The organism is Micromonospora sp. NPDC049529 (assembly GCF_055586685.1).
The window spans coordinates 338,707-360,191 of record NZ_JBVJHT010000004.1 but is presented as its reverse complement, the minus strand read 5'-3'; the positions used below and the strand labels follow the sequence as shown (position 1 = coordinate 360,191).

16 protein-coding genes are annotated in these 21,485 nt (G+C 69.3%); 1 reads left to right on the top strand and 15 read right to left on the bottom strand.

Features of this window, described 5'->3' with window-relative positions:
* Nucleotides 1-411 precede the first annotated feature (411 nt).
* The gene (locus ACZ6QQ_RS09165) at nucleotides 412-1,062 is read right to left on the bottom strand and encodes a MerR family transcriptional regulator (protein WP_465875388.1); all 651 of its coding nucleotides are present in this window, start codon (nucleotides 1,060-1,062) and stop codon (nucleotides 412-414) included.
* Between the two features lie 685 nt (nucleotides 1,063-1,747).
* Between ACZ6QQ_RS09165 and ACZ6QQ_RS09160 the strand changes: the two genes are divergently transcribed.
* The gene (locus tag ACZ6QQ_RS09160; RefSeq protein ID WP_465875387.1) at nucleotides 1,748-2,548 is read left to right on the top strand and encodes a helix-turn-helix domain-containing protein; all 801 of its coding nucleotides are present in this window, start codon (nucleotides 1,748-1,750) and stop codon (nucleotides 2,546-2,548) included.
* A gap of 106 nt (nucleotides 2,549-2,654) precedes the next feature.
* Here ACZ6QQ_RS09160 and ACZ6QQ_RS09155 read toward each other — a convergent pair whose 3' ends face one another.
* The 14 genes from ACZ6QQ_RS09155 to ACZ6QQ_RS09090 all read right to left on the bottom strand — a co-directional run bounded on the left by ACZ6QQ_RS09155 (nucleotide 2,655) and on the right by ACZ6QQ_RS09090 (nucleotide 21,226).
* Nucleotides 2,655-4,013: a cytochrome P450 gene (locus ACZ6QQ_RS09155; RefSeq protein WP_465875386.1), complete on the bottom strand. Its 1,359-nt coding sequence runs from the start codon at nucleotides 4,011-4,013 to the stop codon at nucleotides 2,655-2,657.
* A gap of 26 nt (nucleotides 4,014-4,039) precedes the next feature.
* Nucleotides 4,040-4,555 (bottom strand): flavin reductase family protein, encoded by a 516-nt coding sequence (locus tag ACZ6QQ_RS09150; protein ID WP_465875385.1) that lies wholly within the window; start codon nucleotides 4,553-4,555, stop codon nucleotides 4,040-4,042.
* Nucleotides 4,556-4,577: 22 nt separating this feature from the next.
* A complete protein-coding gene (locus ACZ6QQ_RS09145; protein WP_465875525.1) occupies nucleotides 4,578-5,021 on the bottom strand; it encodes an acyl-CoA thioesterase in 444 nt (147 codons plus the stop codon).
* Between the two features lie 5 nt (nucleotides 5,022-5,026).
* Entirely contained in the window at nucleotides 5,027-10,828 is a 5,802-nt protein-coding gene (locus tag ACZ6QQ_RS09140) for a type I polyketide synthase (protein WP_465875384.1), read from the bottom strand.
* A gap of 69 nt (nucleotides 10,829-10,897) precedes the next feature.
* Nucleotides 10,898-11,872 carry a DUF1702 family protein gene (locus ACZ6QQ_RS09135; protein ID WP_465875383.1) on the bottom strand — a complete coding sequence of 325 codons (975 nt, stop codon included), beginning with the start codon at nucleotides 11,870-11,872 and terminating at the stop codon, nucleotides 10,898-10,900.
* A gap of 181 nt (nucleotides 11,873-12,053) precedes the next feature.
* Nucleotides 12,054-13,040 (bottom strand): DUF1702 family protein, encoded by a 987-nt coding sequence (locus ACZ6QQ_RS09130; protein ID WP_465875382.1) that lies wholly within the window; start codon nucleotides 13,038-13,040, stop codon nucleotides 12,054-12,056.
* A 225-nt stretch (nucleotides 13,041-13,265) separates the two neighbouring features.
* Nucleotides 13,266-13,790, bottom strand: coding sequence for a thiol peroxidase (gene tpx, locus ACZ6QQ_RS09125; RefSeq protein ID WP_465875381.1), 525 nt, complete (start codon nucleotides 13,788-13,790; stop codon nucleotides 13,266-13,268).
* Between the two features lie 37 nt (nucleotides 13,791-13,827).
* Nucleotides 13,828-15,015, bottom strand: coding sequence for an acyl-CoA dehydrogenase family protein (locus tag ACZ6QQ_RS09120; RefSeq protein ID WP_465875380.1), 1,188 nt, complete (start codon nucleotides 15,013-15,015; stop codon nucleotides 13,828-13,830).
* Nucleotides 15,016-15,214: 199 nt separating this feature from the next.
* Nucleotides 15,215-15,694 (bottom strand): SgcJ/EcaC family oxidoreductase, encoded by a 480-nt coding sequence (locus ACZ6QQ_RS09115; RefSeq protein ID WP_465875379.1) that lies wholly within the window; start codon nucleotides 15,692-15,694, stop codon nucleotides 15,215-15,217.
* Between the two features lie 82 nt (nucleotides 15,695-15,776).
* The gene (locus tag ACZ6QQ_RS09110) at nucleotides 15,777-16,232 is read right to left on the bottom strand and encodes an SgcJ/EcaC family oxidoreductase (RefSeq protein ID WP_465875378.1); all 456 of its coding nucleotides are present in this window, start codon (nucleotides 16,230-16,232) and stop codon (nucleotides 15,777-15,779) included.
* A 33-nt stretch (nucleotides 16,233-16,265) separates the two neighbouring features.
* A complete protein-coding gene (locus ACZ6QQ_RS09105) occupies nucleotides 16,266-16,733 on the bottom strand; it encodes an SgcJ/EcaC family oxidoreductase (protein ID WP_465875377.1) in 468 nt (155 codons plus the stop codon).
* 344 nt (nucleotides 16,734-17,077) lie between these two features.
* Entirely contained in the window at nucleotides 17,078-18,235 is a 1,158-nt protein-coding gene (locus ACZ6QQ_RS09100; RefSeq protein ID WP_465875376.1) for an epoxide hydrolase family protein, read from the bottom strand.
* A gap of 86 nt (nucleotides 18,236-18,321) precedes the next feature.
* Nucleotides 18,322-19,503: an acyl-CoA dehydrogenase family protein gene (locus ACZ6QQ_RS09095; RefSeq protein WP_465875375.1), complete on the bottom strand. Its 1,182-nt coding sequence runs from the start codon at nucleotides 19,501-19,503 to the stop codon at nucleotides 18,322-18,324.
* A 265-nt stretch (nucleotides 19,504-19,768) separates the two neighbouring features.
* Nucleotides 19,769-21,226, bottom strand: coding sequence for an aldehyde dehydrogenase (locus tag ACZ6QQ_RS09090; protein ID WP_465875373.1), 1,458 nt, complete (start codon nucleotides 21,224-21,226; stop codon nucleotides 19,769-19,771).
* Nucleotides 21,227-21,485: the final 259 nt, after the last annotated feature.

The following is a 21,485-nucleotide window of genomic DNA, read 5'->3' as shown; positions in this document are numbered from 1 at the left end:
TGCGTGCGGGCTTACTGGTGGGTTTGTCGGTCCGGCGGGGCGTCCGAAATCCGTACGCCGCTCGTCGGTTCCGCCGCCAGCTACGCGAGGCCCCACGGCGGGTCGGCCCGTGGAACCGGGTGGATGACCGGCCGCCGCCCGGTGAGTTATGGACTGCACCCGGGCGGCCACTGCGTGACGAGCGAGCGTCCTTCCTCCTTTGATTATTCCGTCACGCCCGGACCAATTACCTTCCGACCATCGATATCCTCGCGTCGTGCCCACCTGGTGTCTTCTCAGGAAGTGCTCTAGGCCCCGGTTCCGGCCGACCTGCGCAATATGGGAGAAGGGTGGCGCCCTCGTCCGGGAATAGTCACGGCGGCGGCGAAAGTGGGTTTGCCCCGGTGCGGCGCGGGCGGACGGGGCGACCGCTCAGTCGGTCGGCGGGGCCTGTTCGGGGGCGGCGCCGCCGGTCGAGCGCAGGGCGAGATAGTGCTCGTACGCCATCCGGCGCATGGCGGCGAAGGCCACCTCGTACAGCACGGTGCGGGCCACCGCGGTGGCGGCATTCCCCTGTGGCGACTGGTCCAGCTCGCGCCTGGCCAGGGCGTCGGCGGCGGAGACGTACAGCCTGAAGGCGTTGGCGTCGCCGTCCCAGCCGAGGTACCGCAGTGCGACGAAAACCTGGGCCAGGGTGGATCTGGCGGGTGCGTCCGGCGCTACCCGCCAGCCGACATTGCAGACGAACCGGTCGATACGCAACAGTGCCGATTCGAGGGCGCCGGGCTCCGAGTGCTCCGAGGGGTAGTCCGCGAGGAGTGCCTTGGTGACCACCTTCGCCACCGCCTGGGGCGAGAGGCAATTGTCGTCGATCGCTGCCAGTACCTCTCGAACCGAGGCGATGCTCATCATTCCTATACCGGTCAGTACCCGAATTAGTTTTAGCCGGATAAGATGCTCTTCGTCATACTCGGCCTGGTTCCGGGCGGTGGGCGTACCTGGTGGCAGCAGATGCTCTCTGAGGTAGAACTTGATCGTCGCAACCGGGACCCCGCTCTGCCTGCTGAGTACTGAAATTCTCATCGAACTCCAGAGGTATGTGGCGTCCGCTCAATGCATGCTGCCACACATGATCGAGTACCGCAAGCCTTGCCGGTGACCGCCGAAAGGTGCTCTGACCTGGGATTATGTGGTGTCGTAAGGGGCCCGGAGGCACTGTCTGATGGCTGTCGGTGCCACCTCGGGGGGCCGTCGCGGACAGGAATACAAAAGCGATATTCCGCAAGATTCGCTGTTGAAGCAACGCCATCAGCCCCCAAAGCGGACGCATCGCCCGTTCTGGCGTCGGTCAATGGATACCGGGAATCACCACCATCCTATTTCCAAATTATTGCTCACTTCGGGCGGGTTCGGACCGTACGGCAAGTGTTTTGGCTGGCCAGAGGCTTGTCCAGAAGGTGGGCGACGGTATGTCACCTGCGTAAACACGCTCCGTTGAGCGAGGCGTTGCTGATCGTTACGGATTGGTCTAGCATCGACAACTATCGCTTGTGATGTGTGCGGCCACCCGGACGAGGCTATTTTTCTAGCCAATTCTGCGGACCGGATAGTTGCAGCGATAGTGGGCTTCGGGGATGCACTGTCAGCACGCGGAAACGAATGGTGAGTGTGGGGCCACCCCATTCGGATCGCGCGACGTCAAAGAAGATGCGTTTTGTCGCTGTGTGCTACTCGTCGGGTAACGGATAAGATCCGGGGGAGAATCGCGATGCACGATACCGCCGAACAAGCTGTCGAACGCGTGATCGCCACGATGCTCGACAACCTGAGCGAGCCACTCACGATCGACGACATGGCGCGGGTGGCCATGTTCAGCAAGTTCCACTTCTCGCGGATGTTCCAACGTGCGACGGGCCTCTCGCCGGGGCGTTTCCTGTCCGCACTGCGCCTGCAACGGGCCAAGCAGCTGCTGGTCTCGACCTCGCTCAACGTCGCGGACATCAGCATGCGGGTGGGCTACACCAGCGTCGGGACGTTCAGCTCCCGCTTCTCCCGCAGCGTGGGGCTGTCACCGACCACCTACCGCAGGCTCGGCGGGTTCACGCCGCAGATCCATCCGGACAGCGGCGCCGAGACCGCGTGCGGCACGGTCAGGGGTGTCATCCACCCCCACCCGGCGACCGGACGGCAGGTCACCTTCGTCGGGCTGTTCCCCGACCGGATCCCCGAGGGCCGGCCGGTGAGCTGCGCGATCCTGGACCGCGCCGGGAAGTACGCCCTGGAGCGGGTACCGAAGGGTGCGTGGTACCTGCTGGCGCACGCGGTCCCGGCCGGCACGGAGGACTCGGTCGACGGCGCGGGCCTGAACGCCGACGACCTGTCCGTGGGCATCGTCGGGCCGATCGAGATGTGCCGGGACAGCGTCGTCGACTCGGTCGACCTGCAACTCAAGCCGATGCGGACGATGGACCCGCCGGTCCTGCTGGCCCTGTTCGACGTCCGCAAGGACGCGATGATCCGGGCGGGTGTCCGCAGCGACAGCTCCTACGAGCCGTTCGCGGTGGCCTGACCGTGTGAACCGGCGAGCGCGGGCCGCTGACCCCGGCCGCGCTCGCCGGAAGCAAGAAATTGCCCGCCGGCGCGAACGCCGGCGGGCAATCAGTGCATTCGGTGTCTCAGCGCAGGCTGCGTACCGTCATCGGCAGCCCGTCGCGCATCCGCAGCGACAGCATCGGCTCCGGCACCACCTCGTGCTCCGGGGCCTTCACCAGCCGCAGATCACGGGCCAGCATGGCGAGTACGAACGCCGCCTCCATCATGCCCAGGTGGTTGCCGACGCAGAACCGGGGCCCGGCGCCGAACGGAATGTACGCGTACCGGGGCCGGTCGGCCGAGCGGGCCGGGTCGAACCGGTCCGGGTCGAACCGGTCCGGCGCGTCCCAGAAGTCGGGGTGACGGTGCAGCGTGTAGGTACACACCACCACGTCTGCCCCGGCCGGTACGTGGTAACCGCCCACCTCGTCGTCCTGCAACGCCTTGCGGGGCAGCAGCCACACCGGCGGGTAGAGGCGCATCACCTCCTCCACCACCATCGCCGTGTACGTCAGCCGGCGCAGGTCCTCGTAGACCGGTGGCCGGTCGCCGAGCACCTCCACCGCCTCGGCGTGCATCCGCTCCCACACCTGCGGGTGCTTGTCGATCAGGTAGAGACTCCAGGTCAGGGTGCTGGCCGTGGTCTCGTGCCCGGCGAGCAGCAGGGTCACCAGCTCGTCGCGCAACCGCTCCCGACCGACCCGGGGGTCGACCTCCTGCCCGGCCGAGATGATCAGCCGGGACAGGACGTCGTCGCGGTCCTCGGTGCTCGCCCGGCGTTCGGCGACCAGCTGGTCGACGATCCGCTGGAGGTCCCGCCGCGCCCGGCGGAACCTGAGCTGGGTCGGCAGCGGGATCCAGGTCGGCACCGCGCTCAGCGTCTCCAGCTCGAACATCGCCTGGTCCTGCACCGTCCCGAAGGAGGCGCCGATGGTGCTGAAGGCACCCAGGTCGGCGTCGAGCAGCGTACGCCCGAGCACACCCAGGGTCAGGCCGGTCATCTCCTTGACCACGTCGACCGGCCCCCGGCCCTCGTACGCCCGCAGTCGCTCGACCAGGGCGTTGGCCTCCAGACCGATCGCCCCGGCCTGGGCGGCGATCCGCTTGGCCTGGAACGCCGGCTGGATGACCGACCGCTGCTTGCGCCAGAGTTCACCCTCGCTGGTCAGCAGACCGTCACCCAGTGCCCGCCGGGCGTGCACCAGGCCGATTCCCTTGTGATAGTTCGCGTTGTTGTCGGCGAGCACGTGCTTGGCGTAGTCGGGATGGTTGAAGAAATAGAGCGACTTGGGTCCGACCGGTATCCGGACCGCGTCCCCGTAGGCCGCGGCCGCGTCGGACATCATGCCCAGCCGGTCCCGGTTCATCACCGCGAGCATCCGCATGGCGGAGCTGCGCGGCGGACCGGGCGGCACCCGTCGTGCTCGATCCACAGTTGTCATGTCGCCACGTCACCTCACTCGGACTCTCACTCGGAGTCGAACTGATGGAACCTGCCCAGGTGGAACAGCAGGGCCTTGTCGTCCAGATGCCGGTCCAGCGAGAGCAGTTCGCCGACGAAGATGGTGTGGTCACCGCCGTCGTAGGCCGAGTGCAGCTTGCACTCGAAGTGGGCCAGGGCGCCGCGGATCAGCGGCGCCCCGGTCACCTGGCCGGCCACGCAGTCCACCCCGTCGAACTGCTCCGCGCCCAGGGGGCGGCGCTTGTCGGCGAAATACCGGGCCACCGCCTCCTGGCCGGCGGCGAGCACCGAGATGGCAAACGTGCCGGTCTCGCCGAGCAGCCCGTGCATGATGGCCTCCCGGCCCACGCAGACGAGCACCAACGGCGGGTCCAGCGACACCGTCGTGAACGAGTTCGCGGTCATGCCGTGCGGCGCGTCGCCACCGACGGTCACCACCGTGACGCCGGTGGCGTACGCGCTGAAGCAGCGGCGCAGCAGCTGGAGCTCGGCCGTCGAGGACGGTTTTGCCTGAACATCCACGGTTGTCCTCCACGCCGTCCGGTCAGGCCCGAGACGCCGCGAGCACGTACGGCTCCAGCGCTCGGACCAGTGATTCCGGCACACGGGCCGGGAGAGTGCGGGTATTCGGGCCGCGCATGCACGCCACCCGCTGGTTGCCACGGGCGATCAGGGTCTCGCCCCCGCCCGGGTCGAGCCGGACATAGTCGAATCCGAACTGGATCTGCGTCTGGGCCAGCTCGACCAGCCGCATCCGGACCGACAACTCGTCGAACGCGGTGATCTCGGCGAAGAACTCGCAGTCCACCTTCAGGGTGAACAGCTTCAGGTCGTCCCGCAGGTCCTCCAGCACCGCCGGCGCCCGCTCCTTGAGGAACATCTCCCGGCACCGCCCCTGCCACCGCAGGTAGTTGACGTAGTACACGTTGCCGACGAGGTTGGTTTCCTCGAAACCGACCGTGTGCCGGTACTCGTAGTACATCTCCATCACGCTCAACGCCCTTCGGTCAGGATGGCGAACGCCACGGGTCCGGCGACGTCGCGCACCGTGGTGACGAACACGGCGATCCGCAGCTCGCCCGAGGTGAGCACCGTCCAGCCGGCGCGCTCCGAGGGCAGCAGCGACAGCGGGGCGTCGATCGTGCGTCCCGCTTTCTGCAGGCACTCGACCGCGGACCAGACCCGGGTGGCCGCGGTGTCCGCGTTCTCCCCGGTCATGTCCGAGATGAGACCGGCCAGCTTGTGGTGCGCACCGAGCAGGTCCTGCCAGACCGAGGCCGGCCGGGCTTCGACCGCCTCGACGTCGCACCCCAGCGCGCCGGTCGCGGCCACGCAGACGGTCAGCCCGGCGCCGTGGGCGCTGGACAGTGTCCGGTCGCCGTCGACCTCCGGGCGGCCGTCCGGGCGGTAGCGGATCTCCACCGGGTGCCCGAACGCCCGGCCGGCACCGAGCGCGGTGTGCGCCCGGCGGGTCGCGACCGCGTCGCCGTCGCCGCGCGGCTCGTCGGCCGGGTCGGGTTCGACCGCGACCGCGACCTGCGCGCCGAGCAGGTCACCGACGGCCCGCTCCAGGTACGACCCGAGCAACGGGGCCGCCCACGGTCCACGCGCGTCGTTCTTGCGTACGGCCCGCAGCGACAGACCCTCCCACCGCTCGACGACCGCACCGGTCCGGTCGCGCAGGACGATGTCGTACACGTAGGTGTCGCCGTCACGGCTGCGCTCGGTGGCGCAGTACCGCAACTCCTCCGTGCCGGACATCCGTGCCCCCGCCGGGTAGACCCGCTCGATACCGGCCGGCAGCAGGGTCGCGTCGGGTACGCACACCTGGTTGCCGTGCATCAGCGCGTCCCGTACGCCCGGGTCGCCGAGCAGCAGCTCACCGGGGAGGAACCCGGCGAACCAGTCCACCGACGCGTCGGCGGCCAGGTCGGCGTCGACGTCGCGGGCGGCGGAGCGGTGGTACCGGCGTACCCGCTGGAACCGGGCGCCCTGGAACAGGACGTCCCCGTACAGGTCCCGGTCCGGCTCCAGCGGCACCACCGGCAGCCCGTCCGGTACCTGCTCCGGCGGCCCGTCCGGGATGGCCCCGTCGCCGCGCCGCAGCCGGGCCCGGAAGTGCTCGGCGGCGAACGCCGTCTCGGCGCTCTGGATCACCACGTCCACCGTGTCGGTACCGGTGACCACCGCGGCGACCCGGATCCGGGTGCTGCCGTCCGGCGGCACCACGATCGGCCGCAGGAACTGCGCGTTCTCGATCACCGGCGTCTCGGTCCAGCCGGTCAACGCGGCCGTCACCTGGGCCATCGCCTCCATCCCGAACACCGCCGGCATCAGCAGGTTGCCGTCGAGCAGGTGGTCGGGCAGGTAGAGGTCGGTGCCACCGTTGAGGTCGATCTCGGTGACCAGCTCGACCCCGTGGTAGTGGACCAGCGGCCGGTCGACGAAGCGCAGCAGCGGCAGCGTCGGCACGTCGTAGCGGACGGTGCCGATGCCCTCGGTACGCCCGCTGATCACCACCACCCCGGGGGTCTCCGGGTCGGCCAGCAGCCGCCGGAGGATCGCGATGCCCTGGTCGGGCGTGACCGGGGTGATGCCGTCGCGGGTCAGCGACTCCACCACCGACAGCCGCTCGCCCATGCCCACCCCGGACCAGACCGACCACTCCAGGCAGATGCTGCGGCACTGCGGGTACTCGCGCCCGACCTCGGCGGTCAGGTCGGCCAGCCACTCGTTGGCGGTGGCGTAGTGCGCCTCGCCACGCAGACCGGCCCGGCCGATGATGCTGCCCAGCGTCACCAGCAGGCGCAGCCGCTCCGGCCCGACCGCGTCGAGGACGACCCGGAGACCGTCCAGCTTCGGCGCGAACGTCTGGCGGAACGCCGCCATGTCGAGACTGGTCAGCCCGGCCGGCTCGTTGCGCCCCGCGCCGTGCAGCAGCGCGGTGATCGGACCCAGGTGCAGGGCCAGTTCCGCGACGGCGGCGGTCACCTGCTCCGGGTTCGTCACGTCGGCCCGCGCGTAGCGTACGTTCACTCCCAGGTCGGCCATCCGCTTCAGGTTGGCCGCCAGTTCCTTGTCGGCGGCCGGGTCGGAGCGACCCAGGACGGCGAGGCTCGCCCCGCTGTCCTGCACCATCGCCAGCGCGCACTCGGCCGTGATGCCCTTGCCGCCACCGGTGACCAGCAGCACGTCGGTGGCGTCCAGCGGGGCCACCGTGCTGGCCGGTTCGACCGGCATCACCCGCAGCGTCGGCACCCGCCGTACGCCGGCCTCGTCGTAGTACACCTCGGTGTACTCCCCGGTCGCGGCCACCTCGGCCACCACCAGGTCGACCGCCGCCGCTGCCGTCGCCGGCAGGTGGACGATCGTGGTACGGACCTTCGGTGCCTCCAGGTGCAGCGTCTTGGCCAGCCCGGCCGCGCCCCGGTCGTGCTGCACCAGGACGAACCGGTCACCGGCCGTACCGCCGAGCACCGTCTGGGCGCCGCGCAGCGCGAACTCCAACTGTTCCTCGGTGCAACCCTCGGGCAGGCAGACCAGCACACCCGAGCCGAGGTTCGCCCGCTGCAACGCGTACCGCAGCGGCTCGGCGAGCGGGTTGTCGGGGCTGCTGAACAGCTGCCACTCGCCGCCCGGCGTACCGGATCCGGTCGCGCGGGCGGGCAACGGCAGCTCGTCCAGGTCCAGCGTCCACGGCCGGGCCCAGGCCGCGGCACCCGCCACCACCTGGGACTGCGTCTGGTCACCGGTGTGCGCGGTCGAGGCGAGCGCCTCCAGCGCGTCGGCCAGCTCCCGTACGGTCGCGGTCGCCAGGTTGGTCGGCGTCTGCGCCGCCGGCATGCCCAGCTGGGTGGCGACCTGACTGACCACCTGTCCCACCGTGATCGAGCTCAGGTGCAGGTCGTCGAGGAGCCGGCTGGATTCGTGGACCAGTTCCAGCGGCAGTTCGGCCCGTTCGGCCGCCAGCCGCCGGATCAGGTGGGTGGTCGACTCGCCGGCCTGCCCGGTCACCGGCTCGGCGGTTGCGGCCGGTGCGGCCGGCGCGCTGGGCACCCGTTCCCGGGTGGCGATGTCCAGCGGCGGGGCCGCCTCGCAGGGGCTGGCGAAGAACTTGAACTCGGTGCCGACCTGCAACGGCCGGATCAGCCGACCGTGGAACAGCGCCGAGTCGACCGGGCTCGCGCCGACCACGTACGCCGCACCGACCACCCGGAGCAGGCCGCTGATCGACTCGTCGTCGGTGTCCAGCGCGACCGCGGGCACCTCCGTCGTGCTCACCAGGCCACTGAGCACCCGGCCCGGCCCGACCTCCACGAACAGGTCGACCTCCTTGGCCGCGACCCCGATTGCCTGGCTGAACAGCACCGGGTCGGTGATCTGCCGGTGCAGCAACGCCGGCACGTCGGTCTCCGCGCCCAGCGTCTCGCCGGTCACCGTGGAGATGACCCGCCGGTCGACCCGGCCGAAGTCCTCGTCGGCCAGCGTCGAGGCGAACGCGGCCGCCGCCGGTGCCACCAGCGGCGAGTGGAACGCGTGCGACACGTTCAGCCGGGTGGCGTTGACTCCCGCCGCCCGCGCCCGCGTGCAGGTCTCCTCGACCGCGTCCACCGGACCGGCGACGACGGTCTGCTGCGGGCCGTTGTAACCGGCGATGACCACCGGCAGCCCGGCGGTCAGCTCGGCGGTCACGGCCGGCGACGCGGCGAGACCGGCCATGGTGCCGGTCGCGCTGTTCTCGGCCATGGTCTGCCCGCGCAGCGCCGCCACCCGCAGCAGCGTCCGCTCGTCCATCGCACCGGCCCACTGCAACGCGGAGATCTCGCCGAGGCTGTGCCCGACCCCGACGACCGCTTCGAGACCGAGGGTGGAGAGCACCCGGACACCGGCCATCGAGCCGGTCACGATCCGGGGCTGGGCGACCGAGGTCGCCACCATGTCGCCCGAGGTGGGCAGCGCGGCCTGGTCGTACATGTCGGCGGCCTCGGCGAACCGGCGGCGCAGCGCCCCGCCGCTGGTGCCACGGCCCGAGCCCTGACCGGGGAAGAGGTAGCCGATCCGGCCGGGTCCACGGACGTGGCCGAGCAGGATGCCGCCGTCGGCGGCGAAGAGCTGGGTCTCACCCGCGTCCAGCGCGTCGGCGACCCGGCGCAGCCGGGCCTCGGCCTCCTCGGGCGAGGAGACCACGACGGCCGCCCGGTACGGCAGCTCGCGCAGCTCCCGGTGCAGGGTGGCGGCCAGGTCGCCCAGCTGGGCGTACGCCACCTCCGGCACGAAGTCGATCAGCCGCTGCACCCGCTCCCGCAGCTCGGCCGGGGAACCGGCGTCGACCAGCAGCAGCTCGGCGTCCTGCGACGACGAGGCCAGGGCCTTGGTACGGGTGTCGAACCGCACCCGGCGGCGCGGCTGGTCGTTCTCCAGCACGATGTGGGTGTTGATGCCGCCGAAGCCCATCGCGGTGATACCGGCCCGGACCGGGGCGTCGCCGTCCCACGGCTCGGCCTTGCGCAACGACCGCAGCGCGGCGCCCTTGCCGTCGAGCAGCTCGTGCGGGTCGACGCAGCCGATCGTCGGCGGGATCACCTCGTGGTGCACCGCCATCGCGGCCTTGATCAGGCCGGCCACCCCGGCCGCGGCCTTGGTGTGCCCGATCATGCCCTTGACCGAGCTGAGTGCCGCCGGTCGGGCGTTCGGGTCGGCCTCCCGCCGGGCCTGGGTCAGCGCGGTCAGCTCGTTGGTGTCACCGACCTTGGTGCCGGTGCCGTGGCCCTCGAACATGCTGACCGTCTCGATCCCGAAACCGGCCCGCTCGTACGCCCGGCGCAGGGCCAGCCGGTAGCCGTTGACCTCCGGCCGGGTGATGCTGCCCTTGCCGTCGGAGGAGATGCCCCAGCCGGCGATCGAGGCGTAGATGCGGTGACCGGCCCGCCGGGCCTCGTCCTCGCGCATCAGCACGACCATGCCGCAGCCCTCGCCCGGCCAGAAGCCGTTCGAGTTGCGGTCGTAGACCCGCATCTCACCCTTGGCGAGCGCACCGGTCTTGGCGAAACCGATGATCTCGAACGGGTCGATCGAGAGGTCCACCCCACCGGCCACCATCACGTCGAGGTCACCGTCGAGCAGGGCCTTGCACGCCGTGGCCACCGACAGCAGCGACGACGAGCAGGCACCGTCGACTGTGTACCCGCCGCCCTTGAGGTCGAAGTGGTTGCAGATCCGCCCCGAGATCGTGTTCGACAGGCCACCGGCCAGGGTGTCCTCGTCGATCTCCGGGAACGGGCTCTTGAAGGTGGCCTCGAAGTCGTCCAGGAACGAGCCGAGCTGGTCGTCGTCCCACTCCTGCTCCTTGAGCGCCGCCGCGACCATCCGCCGCACGTACGGCCAGCGCAGGCGGAGCTGGTTGGCGCGGGAGAACTCACCGGTCAGGGTGTTCCCGACCACCACACCGGTCCGCTCGTGCGGCACCCCCTCCGCCATCGGGAAACCCGCGTCGGCGAGCGCCAGGGCGGCGGTGTCGAGCGCGAGCCAGTGGGTGAGGTCGGTCGAGCGGTACGTGCTGCCGGCGACCTTGTAGGCGATCCGGTCGAACTCGTACCCCTCGATGACGGCGGCGTTGCGGGCGTAGAAGCGGTCCGGCGTGCTGGGATCCGGGTCCCAGTAGTCGTCGAGCCGCATCCGCACGTCGGGCAGCCGGCGGAACGCGCGCCGACCGGCGACCGCGTTCTCCCAGAGTTCTCTAGGTGAGGTGGCGTCCGGATACCGGCACGCCATTCCCACGATGGCAATTTTGGACATGGACACGACCTCTTCTCCTGCGGACGCCCGCCACTGCGCGCTGTCCGCGACCGAATGAGCGAAAGGCGATCAGGGAGCGGTGTCGAGGGAGTCGAAGTGGGCGGCGATCCGGTGCCGCCACACCTCCCACGCCGGGACGTCCCCGTCGGCCGGCAGGTCCACCAGGGCGTCGTCGGTCACCCGCTTGGCCTCGTACGGGGTCATCCCACAGAAGATCTGGGTGGCGACCTCGTTGTGCGGCACCACGAGTCCGGCCCGTACCCGGGCACCGGCGGCGAACGCGGAGCCCTGCGCCACCTGCCGCGCGTACGGCCCGGCGTGCTTGGCGAACCAGCGCAGCTCGGTGTCGTCACCGCCACCGGCGTACGTGGCCGCGAGTCCCGCACCGCTGTACAGGTCCGAGCGGCGCTCCTCGGGGAACCGGTCGATCAGCCCGGCGACCACCTCGGCCTCGGTCCCGCCGACGAACCACAGCGCCCGACCGATGCCCTGGTCGATGGCGCGGTTCGCGTACCAGCGGGTGCGCCCGGCCGGCCAGGGGAAGTTCTCCTCCTGGTACGCCTGGTACACGTACTGCTCGGTCTTGAAGTACGCCTGGTGGAAGCCGTAGCCGTCGAGCACCAGCCAGCGCAGCAACGGGTCCGGTGCGGTCAGGGTCGACCAGCGGAACCTCGGCAGCCGGGCCATCGCCCAGCCCACACCGACGTACGCCATGTAGATGTGGTCGTCGCCCCGGCCGGCGAGGAACTCGTTCACCATTCCGCGGCCGCCGATCGGCAGTCCCTCGCGGACGGCGAAGCCCATCGCCGCACCCTCGTACGCGAATCCGCGGAAGCGGGTGGGAACGCCTTCGAGGCGTTCTTCCGCTTCCGCGACGGTGGCCGCCTCGGCCGCGTAGGCGTAACCGGTCAGGAATGACCGGCCGACGGTCTCCAGCATTTCTTTGGCCTCGGCGTCCTTCACGTGGAAGCCGCGGACTTCGAGCTTGGTTTCGGACATGTCCGGTGTCAGGATTCGGCGCCTCAGCGCCCGGTAAGATTTCATGAACGCTCCCCAACGTCTATTGGTCGACGCTTATCAATCCTCGCAGTAGTTGGCCGGCATTTCTTCTTCGGAGTTGCCCAGCCAAACCGTCGGAGTGAATGCCGACCCATTCCAGGACAATGATGTGGGCCCGCCGTTGCGCCAACTGGCCGGCGGGCCGGGGTCCGATGTGGTCTGCCGTTCAGCGGCGATCGAGAGCGCCGACCAACTCCCGTACCTTCGTCCGCCAGACTTCGTATTCGGGTGTTCCGTCGGCGTGGAGGCCGTTTTTGGCGACGTCGTCGGCGAGGGTCGAGGCGTTGTCGACGGTGAGGTCGGTGAGTGCGCCGAGGGCCGGTTCGGTGTGCGGTGGGATGTGGCCGGAGAAGTCGCGGGCCTTGGCGGCGAAGACGGCGCCCTGGGCGAGGTCGGGTGCGTACGGTCCGGCGTTGTGGCGCAGGGTGGTGAGGTCGGTGGGGTGGGCGCCGCCGGCGAAGGTGGCGGCGAGTCCGACGCCGCTCCAGAGGTCCGACCGGCGCTCGGCCGGGAATTGGTTGACTGCGGTGGTGACGTTGGTGGTGTCGGCGCCGTGGATGAACCAGAGGGCCCGGCCGATGCCCTGGTCGAAGGCGCGGGGGAAGTATTCGGGGTGGTTGTCCCAGGGGTAGGGAGCGGGCAGTTTCTGCTTGGTGATCCAGGTGTCGGTGTCGAAGTAGGCGCGGTCGAAGCCGAGGCCGTCGACGGCGAGCCAACTCATCGTGGGGTGGTACGGGATGCCGGTGAGGTCGGGTAGGACCTTTTTCCAGAGCGGGCGAGGCAGCCGCGCCATGGCGAAGCCGATGCCGATGTAGGTGAGGAAGATGTGCGGTCGGCCGGGGCCCTGGAGAAGTTCTCGGGCGAGTTTTCCTCGGCCGCCGGCCATGGCGTCACGAATGGTGTAGGCCATGGTGACGCCCTCGTAGGCGAACCCGCGTAGTTCCGGTTCGACGAGTTCGACGCGGCGTTCGATTTCCCATAGGTTGCGGGAGTCGATGCCCCATTCGAATCCGCAGATCACCGACTGGGGTATAGCTTCGAGTTTGCGGGTGGCGTCGCTCGGGGTACTGGGGAAACCTCGTCCTTGGAAGCTCACCTGCGCCAGCGTTGGTGTCATGAGCAGGTTCCGGAGCGAACCCAGGACGGTGGCCATGATGTCCTCCTACACGGGAATTGCGTCACCGACGACGGTGGGCAACTCCATCGTGAACCGGACCGGCCACGCCCTACGTCTCTTCGTGTGCGTTGTTCACCTTCGGTGCCCGTCACCGCAATCCGGGCTGGTATATCCGCCGTGATCGCCGGGTCCCGCCCGGCGAGACGACCCGTACACGTCAGTGGACCGGCCCCGGTGGGGCCGGTCCACTGTGACCGGTCTTCAGGCGGCTGCCTTCTTCGCCGCTTCGAGGGCCGACTCGTAGTCCGGGTGCTGGCCCACCTCGGGCACGTACTCGACGTGCACGACCCGGTCGGCTGCGTCCACCACGAAGACGGCGCGGGCGAGCAGCCGGAACTCCGAGATCACCACACCGTACGCCAGTCCGAACGACAGGTCGCGGTGGTCGGAGGCGGTCTCGATGCCGTCGATGCCGGCCGCGCCGCACCACCGCCGCTGCCCGAACGGGAGGTCGACCGAGATGGTCAGGACACGTACACCGCCGATGGCCGCGGCTTCCTCGTTGAACCGTCGGGTCTGCTGGTCGCAGACGTCGGTGTCCAGCGACGGCACCACGGAGATGATCCGTACGGACCCGGCGGACGAGGCCAGGGTCAGCGGTGAGAAGTCGTTGGCCAGAACCGTGAAGTCCGGCGCCGTGCTACCCACCGCGACCTCCGCGCCGAGCAGCGTGATGGGCCTGCCCCGGAAGGTGGTCACACCGCTGCGCTCCACCGTGACAGTCATGATTGTCTCCTGCGGGTCTAGTAACGGGCGGGCTCGGTCAGATGTAGGGCGTGTTGGGTTCGAGACCGCAGAGCACCCGGCCGTAGACCTCGAAGTTGGGCTCCGGCGCGAAGAGCGCGTGCAGGTTGAGCGCGTGGATGTCGTGGGTGATCCGCTGCATCGGGACCTTGGTGTAGATCGACGATCCGCCGCTGGCCAGGCTCAGCACGTCCACCGCGGACTTGGTCAGCTGGGAGATCATGCCGACGTCGGCGCGGGTACGGGCCCGTTCCTCGATCGTCCACGGCTCGCCGCTGGCGCCCTTGCTGTCCACCAGCCGGGTGATCCGGTCGGCGTGGAACTTGGCCTGGTCGATCTTCATCGTCGCCTCGGTCACCTTGTAGTGGGTGATCGGCGCCTCGGCCTGGTGCGCGTAGGTGGTGTAGGTGATCTTGCGGTCACCCAGCCGCTCGAAGAACAGCTCCCTGGCCGCCTCGGCCAGCCCGATCGCCGTACCGACGGAACTGGCGTTCGCGACCCCGATCAACGGGTTGCGGTACATCGGGATCCCGGCGTTGAGCGCCGACACGGTCTGCCCCGCCAGGACCACCGGCATCGGCAGGATGCGCTCCTGCGGCACGAAGAGGTCGGCGGCGACCGTGGTGACGCTCCCGGTGCCCTTCAGACCCGAGGTGAACCAGTCGTCGACGATCTGGAGATCCGAGATCGGCACCAGCGCCATCACCGGCCACTGGCTGACCCCGTCCGGCGCCGGCGCCATGGCGATGATCTCCTGCCAGTGGCTGTGCAGGGCGCCGCTGATGAAGTTCCACCGCCCGTTGATCACCATGCCGCCGTCGGCCGGCGTCGCCACCCCGGCCGGACTCAGCGTCCCGCAGACCCGGACGTCGGGGGTGGAGTAGATCTCGTCCTGGACCTCGTCCGGGAACATGCCGACCATCCACCCCGGAATGGTGTATACCGACGCCGTCCAGGCCACCGAGCCGTCGCCCCGGGCGAGCTGCACCATGACGTCGTTCAGGGTCTGGGCGTCCGCCTCGAAGCCGCCGTACCGTGCGGGAACCCGCAGCCGGAAGAGACCGGCGGCGGCGAGTCCCTCGATGACCTCGTCGTGCAGCCGCCGGTTCTCCTCGCTCCACGGGGCGTGCTTGCGGAGCAACGGCACCAGGTTGGCGGCCCGCTGAACCAGCTCGTCCCTCGGCGGTGCCTCTGTCGTACTGGTCATTTTCCCTCCAGCAGTCGCGGTCACGGATTCACGGACGGCGCCACGGCCTGGTCCGCGCGCTTTCTGTAGGACAGGCATCGGGTACGTCCCGTCCGCCGCACGCGACAAGGCTGAGGTGACGTCGTTACCCGTGCCGTCACCTCAGCCATCGTCGCGCCGGTCGGCACTGGTCGACCCGTGCCGAACCGGCCTTGTCGTGTCAGCCCTTGACCGGGCTGCTCTGGTGAGAAACGAGGTTCAGCTGGCCATCGGGCTGCTTGACGATGATCCAGGTGGCCCGGATGAAGTTCCCGGCCGAGATGTCGGTGTCGCCCGGCATCAGGATCCCGCCCTCGGTGATGACCATGGCAACCTCGTCGGTGAAGAACTTGACCTCGATCGGCCAGCCCTTCACGTGGGCTCCCTTGAGTGGGCCGTTGAAACCCTCGGTCATGTACGACCGGATCTCCTCACGGCTCTTCAACTGGTTGTCCCGCATCAGCAGGCTGCCGTTCTCGGTGAACACGTCAGCGAACGTGTCCGCGTCGTTGGTCTTCCAGGCCGCCTGAATCCGTTTCGCCACCGTGAGTACGGCCTTTTCGTCTTCCCCGGTGAACTCGCGGTAGTAGGAGGGATCCTCCTTGACGCCCGCCGCGACGAGGATGGCCGACGCGTCCCCCCACGATTTCGGCGCGGTCATACTGATCTCCCTTGTCGTCGTGGGTGGAAGTGACCGGCAGGGGCAGTGCCCCCGCCCGTCACTCCGCTCCGGTGGTCGGGAATCAACCCTTGATCGGGCTGGTCTGGTGCGATGCGACGCGCCAGTAGCCCTCGTGCTTGACGAGCACCCACATGGTCCGGACCTCGTCCTTGGGGGCGAAGGTCTCTTCCCCGCTGCGGATGATCCCGCCCTCGGTGATCGCGACGGCGACCGAGTCGGACAGCAGACGGATCTCGCGCGGCTCCTCGGACAGCCGCGATCCGCCGTAGCCGCCGCCGAAAGCGTCGGCCATGTACGACCGAATCTCCTCGCGGTTCATGAGTTGCCGGTCGCCGACGAGCATGCTTCCGTTCTCGATGAACATGTCGGCGAACGCGTCCGCGTCGTTGGCCGCCCAGGCGGCCCGAATACGCAGCGGAGCGGTCAGGACGGCGCCTTCCTCCCCGTTGGGGAAGTCACCGTAGTAACTGGCCCATTGCTTAGCGCCCGCGACAAGCGCGGCGGCCTCGTTGGTCATGATGCCCTCTCGGTATCGTCGTCGGTCAGGTTGTCACCAGCGCAGCGTCGCGCCTTCGCCCCGCGGGCTGTTCTGGTAGCCGGCGAGCTGCCACTGGCCGTCCTTCTTGACGCACACCCAGGTGGAACGCACCGCGAGCTCGGGCGCGATGTCGGTCTGCCCCGGCGCCAGGATGCCGCCGTGGGTGCGCAGCAGCGCGACGTCGTCGGAGACGAAGCGCACGTCGACCGGGTTGCCGGTGACGCCGGTGCCCTTGAACGGGCCCGCGTAGGCCGCGGCCATGAAGACCCGGACCTCCTCGCGGCCCTTCTTGTACACGTCGCCCGGCAGGATCAGGATGCCGTCCTCGGTGAAGACGTCGGCCACGCCGTCGGCGTCGTTGTGCGCCCACGCCCCGACCAGCCGCAGCGGTACGCTGAGCACCTCCTTCTCCCGCTCGCTGGTGAACGGGCCGTAGTAGGCGTTCAGTTGTTCTTCCTTGCTGAGGGTGCTTGTGGACATGACAGGTACTCCATTCGTACGGCAGTAATGGGACTGTCGGCAGGATCCGGGCCGGTTGCCCGGGCCCGCCACCGTCACCACCAACACCACAATCCTGTCCACCATCAGCAGCGACTGCATCTTCCTGCTTGCCGAGCCGGTACGCCCAGTGACGGCGGTCGACGGCCGAAACCGGGCCGACCCTGCCATGGCGGGTCGGCCCGGTATCTCGCGCACAGCACGATGGAACAGATCAGCGGTACGCCACAGATCGGCGCGCGAATGACCCGTCGGGGGTGAACGGGTGGGTACGAACGATGCGGGACGAGCCGGTTCGGCTGCGGGGAACCGGATCTCCTCGGGGGTTACTGGTCCTTCAGAATCCGGCGGAACTCGCGGAGGTCACCGACGAACAGATCGGGCTCCTCCATCGCGGCGAAGTTTCCACCACGATCGAACTCGGTCCAGTGCACGATCGTGGAGAACTCCCGATCCGCGAATCGGCGTACGGGCTTGAACGGGGCGTGCGGGAATACCGCCACCCCGAGCGGGACCGAGAGGGGGAAGTAGCGACCGGCGCCCGGCGAGATCGGCAGGAAGTCGACGCTTTCGTAGTAGAACTGGGCCGACGACCCGGCGGTAGCGGTCAGCCAGTAGATCGTGGCGATGCTGAGGAACCGGTCCCGGGCCATCGCGTCCTCGGGGACCTCCGGCGCGTCCGCCCAGTCCTTGTACTTCTCGACGACCCATGCCAACTGGCCCACCGGCGAGTCGTTCAGCCCGTACGTGACCGTGTGCGGCCGCGTCGCGTGCACCTTCATCGATCCGGACAGTTCGCGGACGAAACGCGCCGAGCGTTCCATCCGGGCGTGATCCTCGTCGGTGAGGCCCACCAACTCCTCGGGGTCGTCACCGGGGGCCGTCACCAGCGTGTTGAGGTGTACGCCGGCAACGTGTTCGGAGTCCTGCATGCCGAGCACCAGGGCGACCCCCGACCCGAAGTCGCCGCCCTGTGCCACGTACCGGTCGTAGCCCAGGCTCCGCATCAGCTCGGCCCATGCCGCGGCGACCCGCTGGGTGGTCCAGCCCGCCTCGGCCGGGCCGGAGAACCCGAATCCCGGCATGGAGGGAATCACCAGGTGGAACGCGGTGCTCGGGTCGCCACCGTGGGCGCGGGGGTCGGTCAGCGGCCCGATGACGTCGAGGAACTCGTACACCGAGCCCGGCCAGCCGTGCGTGATCACCATGGGGACCGCGTCCGGCTCGGGGGAGCGGACGTGCAGGAAGTGCACCTTCGCCCCGTCGATCTCGGTGATGAACTGGGGGAATTCGTTCAGCCGCGCCTCGGCCGCCCGCCAGTCGTACGTGGTACGCCAGTATTCGGCTAATTCCTGGATGTAGTCCACCGGTACGCCCCGGGCCCAGCCGGCCTCGGGAAGCCCCACCGGCCAGCGGGTCTCGGCGATCCGACGCTTCAGATCGTCCAGATCAGCCTGGGGAATGTCAACGCGAAAGGGTTGCATACTGACTCCAATCAGGATTACCGCCACTGATTCGGGCGTCGTCGGAAACCGCTACGGAAACGTCGCCGAACGGGCGGTCACCGACCTCACAGGTAGTTGGTGTTCGGTTCCAGCCCGCAGAGGAGCCGGCCGTAGAGTTCGAGATTCGTGGTCGGGTCGGTCAGCGCGTGAATGGTGATGGCGTGTACGTCCCGCTGGATGCGCGAGATCGGCACCGCCCGGTAGATCGACGAACCACCGCCGGCCGACCCGATGATGTCGACGGCGTTCTTGGACAGCTGGGCCACCCGACCCAACTGCACCCGGGACCGGACCCGCTCGTCCTGGGTCCACGGCTCGTTGGTTCTGGTCTTCGCTTCGATCAGGTCCGCGAAGCGGTGCGCCCGTGCCTCGGCCTCCTCGGTCAGCAGCGCCGCCTCGCCGACCCGCAGATGCGTGATCGGCGCCTCCCGTTGGCTGTCGTAGCTGGTGTAGGTGATCGGCCGACCGGGCAGCCGCTCGAAAAAGCTCTCCATGGCGTACTTGGCCGCGCCGATGAGCTGCCCGCAGGTGGCCGCGGTCGAGGTGACCAGCATCGGGACCTGGTAGATGGCCTTCTTCGCGTTGGTCTTCGACTTGCACTGGTCGGTGAAGAAGTCCATGGTGGCGATCACCCGGTTCTCCGGGACGAACACGTCCCGGGCGATCGTGGTGACACTGCCCGAGCCGGGCAGCCCCAGCGTGTCCCAGTCGTCGACGATCTCCAGGTCGGCGACCGGAATGAGCGTGGTGATCGGCACGCTCTCCTTCCCCGGCTCGGTGAGCATCGCGGCCGTGACCTTCCACTGGCTGTGCAACACCCCGCTGTTGAACCGCCAGCTCCCGTTCAGCAGGTAACCACCGCTGGTACGGGTGGCGGTGCCGGTCGCGGCAAGGGTGCCGGAGACCCGGGCGTTGGGTACCGAGAAGACCTCGTCCTGCACCTCGTCCGGCCAGAGCCCGGCCATCCAGTTGAGCAGGGACCAGACCGACACGCAGAAGGCCGCCGAGCTGTCGCCACGGGCGAGTTCCGCGTGCACGTCGACCAGGGTCCGCGCGTCGCTCTCGTAGCCGCCGTACTGGGACGGCGCCTGCATCTTGAGGATGCCGGAATCGGCCAGCGCCTCGATGACGTCGTCCGGCAGCCGGCGGTGCTCGTCGATCCAGAGCGACCTGGACCGCAGCAGCGGCACCAGCTCCGACGCGCGACCGACGAGCTCCTCCCGCGTGGGCGCCTTCGTTTGCAACATCAGATCCTCCCAAAATGGCAAAAGGGGGTGCGCGATCCGTAGCCGATTGAATGGCGGTGAGTGTTTATGTGACGGGTCTATTCGCCGTCCGAGGTGCGCATCACGCTAACGCGACGGCGACCGGGCGGGCATCTCCGAGAATGCTCTCGCCCGGTCGCCTGTTCGTTGTACGAGTACCAGTCCGGTGTGCATTCACCGGTCGTTTGCGGAGAGTCTCAAAGGCGACAAATAATTTGGCCGGTTGGCGGGAATTTCCGACCGGAAGTCATGACTTCGGGCGCCGATCCGGCAGATAGATGGATTTGAACTTGAAGTAGGCGGCAAAGCCCTCGGGGCCGAGTTCACGACCGACCCCGCTGTTCTTCACCCCACCGAACGGGGCACCGAGGTCGAGGTCGACGAAGTTCACCCCCACGCTGCCCGTCTCCATCCGGCGGGCCACGTCCGCGCCCCGTTCCAGGTCGGAGGTCCAGATGGTGCCGCTGAGCCCGTACTCGGAGTCGTTGGCGAGGGCCACCGCCTCGTCCAGGTCGCCGTACGGCTGCACCGTCAGCACCGGGCCGAAGATCTCGTCGCGGACGATCGGTGCGTCGTTGTCGACGTTGGCGAAGACGGTGGGCTCCACGAACCAGCCGCGGTCGCGGTCCGGGCGCCCGCCACCGGTGACCAGGGTCGCGCCGCTCGCCTTGCCGAGGGCGATGTAGGACTCGACCCGGTCCCGTCGGGCACTGCTCACCAGCGGGCCGATCTGGGTTCCGGGATCGAGCGGGTCGCCCACGACGAGCCCGGCGGCCAGCGCCGCGACGGCCTCGACGACCTCGTCGTGACGCGGTCGCGGCACCAGGATCCGGGTGGACAGGTAGCAGACCTGACCGTTGTTGAGCAGTGCCGCACTGGCGAAACCGGCCACCGTGGCGGCGAGGTCGGCGTCGTCGAGGACGATCGCGGCGGACCTTCCGCTCAGTTCGAGGGTGGCCGGGCGCAGCAGCCGGCCGCAGACCTCGCCGATCCGCCGCCCGACCGGCGTGCTGCCGGTGAAGGAGATCTTGTGTACGCCCGGGTGGGCGACCAGGTACTCGCCGATGTCCGGACCACCGGTGACCACGTTCAGCACACCGGCGGGCAGACCGGCCCGTTCGGCGGCGGCGGCGAGTTCCAGCGCGTCGAAGATCGTCTCAAGTGCCGGCTTCAGGACCACCGCGCAACCGGCGGCGAGGGCCGGGGCCACCTTGAACATGGTCAGCGCCTGGGGGAAGTTCCACGGCACGATCACCGCCACCACGCCGACCGGCTCCCGCCGTACGATGGTCTCGCCCTGGCCGTTGACCCGCGGCCGGCGGTCCTCCAGCGGTGTCGCGCGCGCCAGCGCCGCGTGGTATCGGAGCAGGCCGGACGGCGCGGCGCCCTCGGTGTGGACGGCGATCGAGATCGGCATGCCGTTCTGGGCGCTGACCAGCGCGGCCCGTTCGGCCCCGGCCTTCTCCATCTCGTCGGCGAACCGTTCGAGCAGTACGGCGCGCTCATCGGGGGAGAGCCCCGCCCACTGCGGCGAGCGCAGCGCCCGCCCGGCCGCCGCCACCGCGGCGTCCACATCGGCCGGGTCGGCGAGTGGGGCGGTGCCGATCGGCTGCTCGTCGGCGGGCGACACCATCGTCCTCGTCCGGCCGCCCGCGGGCTTCTGCCACCGACCGCCGATATAGAGGGAATCGTATTCGTACGTCACTGGCGCTCCTCCAGGCTGGATCGGCTCGCACGGGTCGGCGGGTGCCACCGCGCGGCTCGGACGAGCGCGTCGGGCCGGGTTGCTCCGGGCAGGTTCACTGCCGAACCGCAGGTCAACCGATCTGCGGGTCCGGACCTCTCCGCGGTCCGCTCGGCCCCCGACTCCACGCTCATTGTCTGAGCCGCCGTTGCGACCAGCTACTTTCCACGTGCGCTACCGGCGCCAGTTTGCGCGCGCGCCACCGACCTCCCCGCCCGTC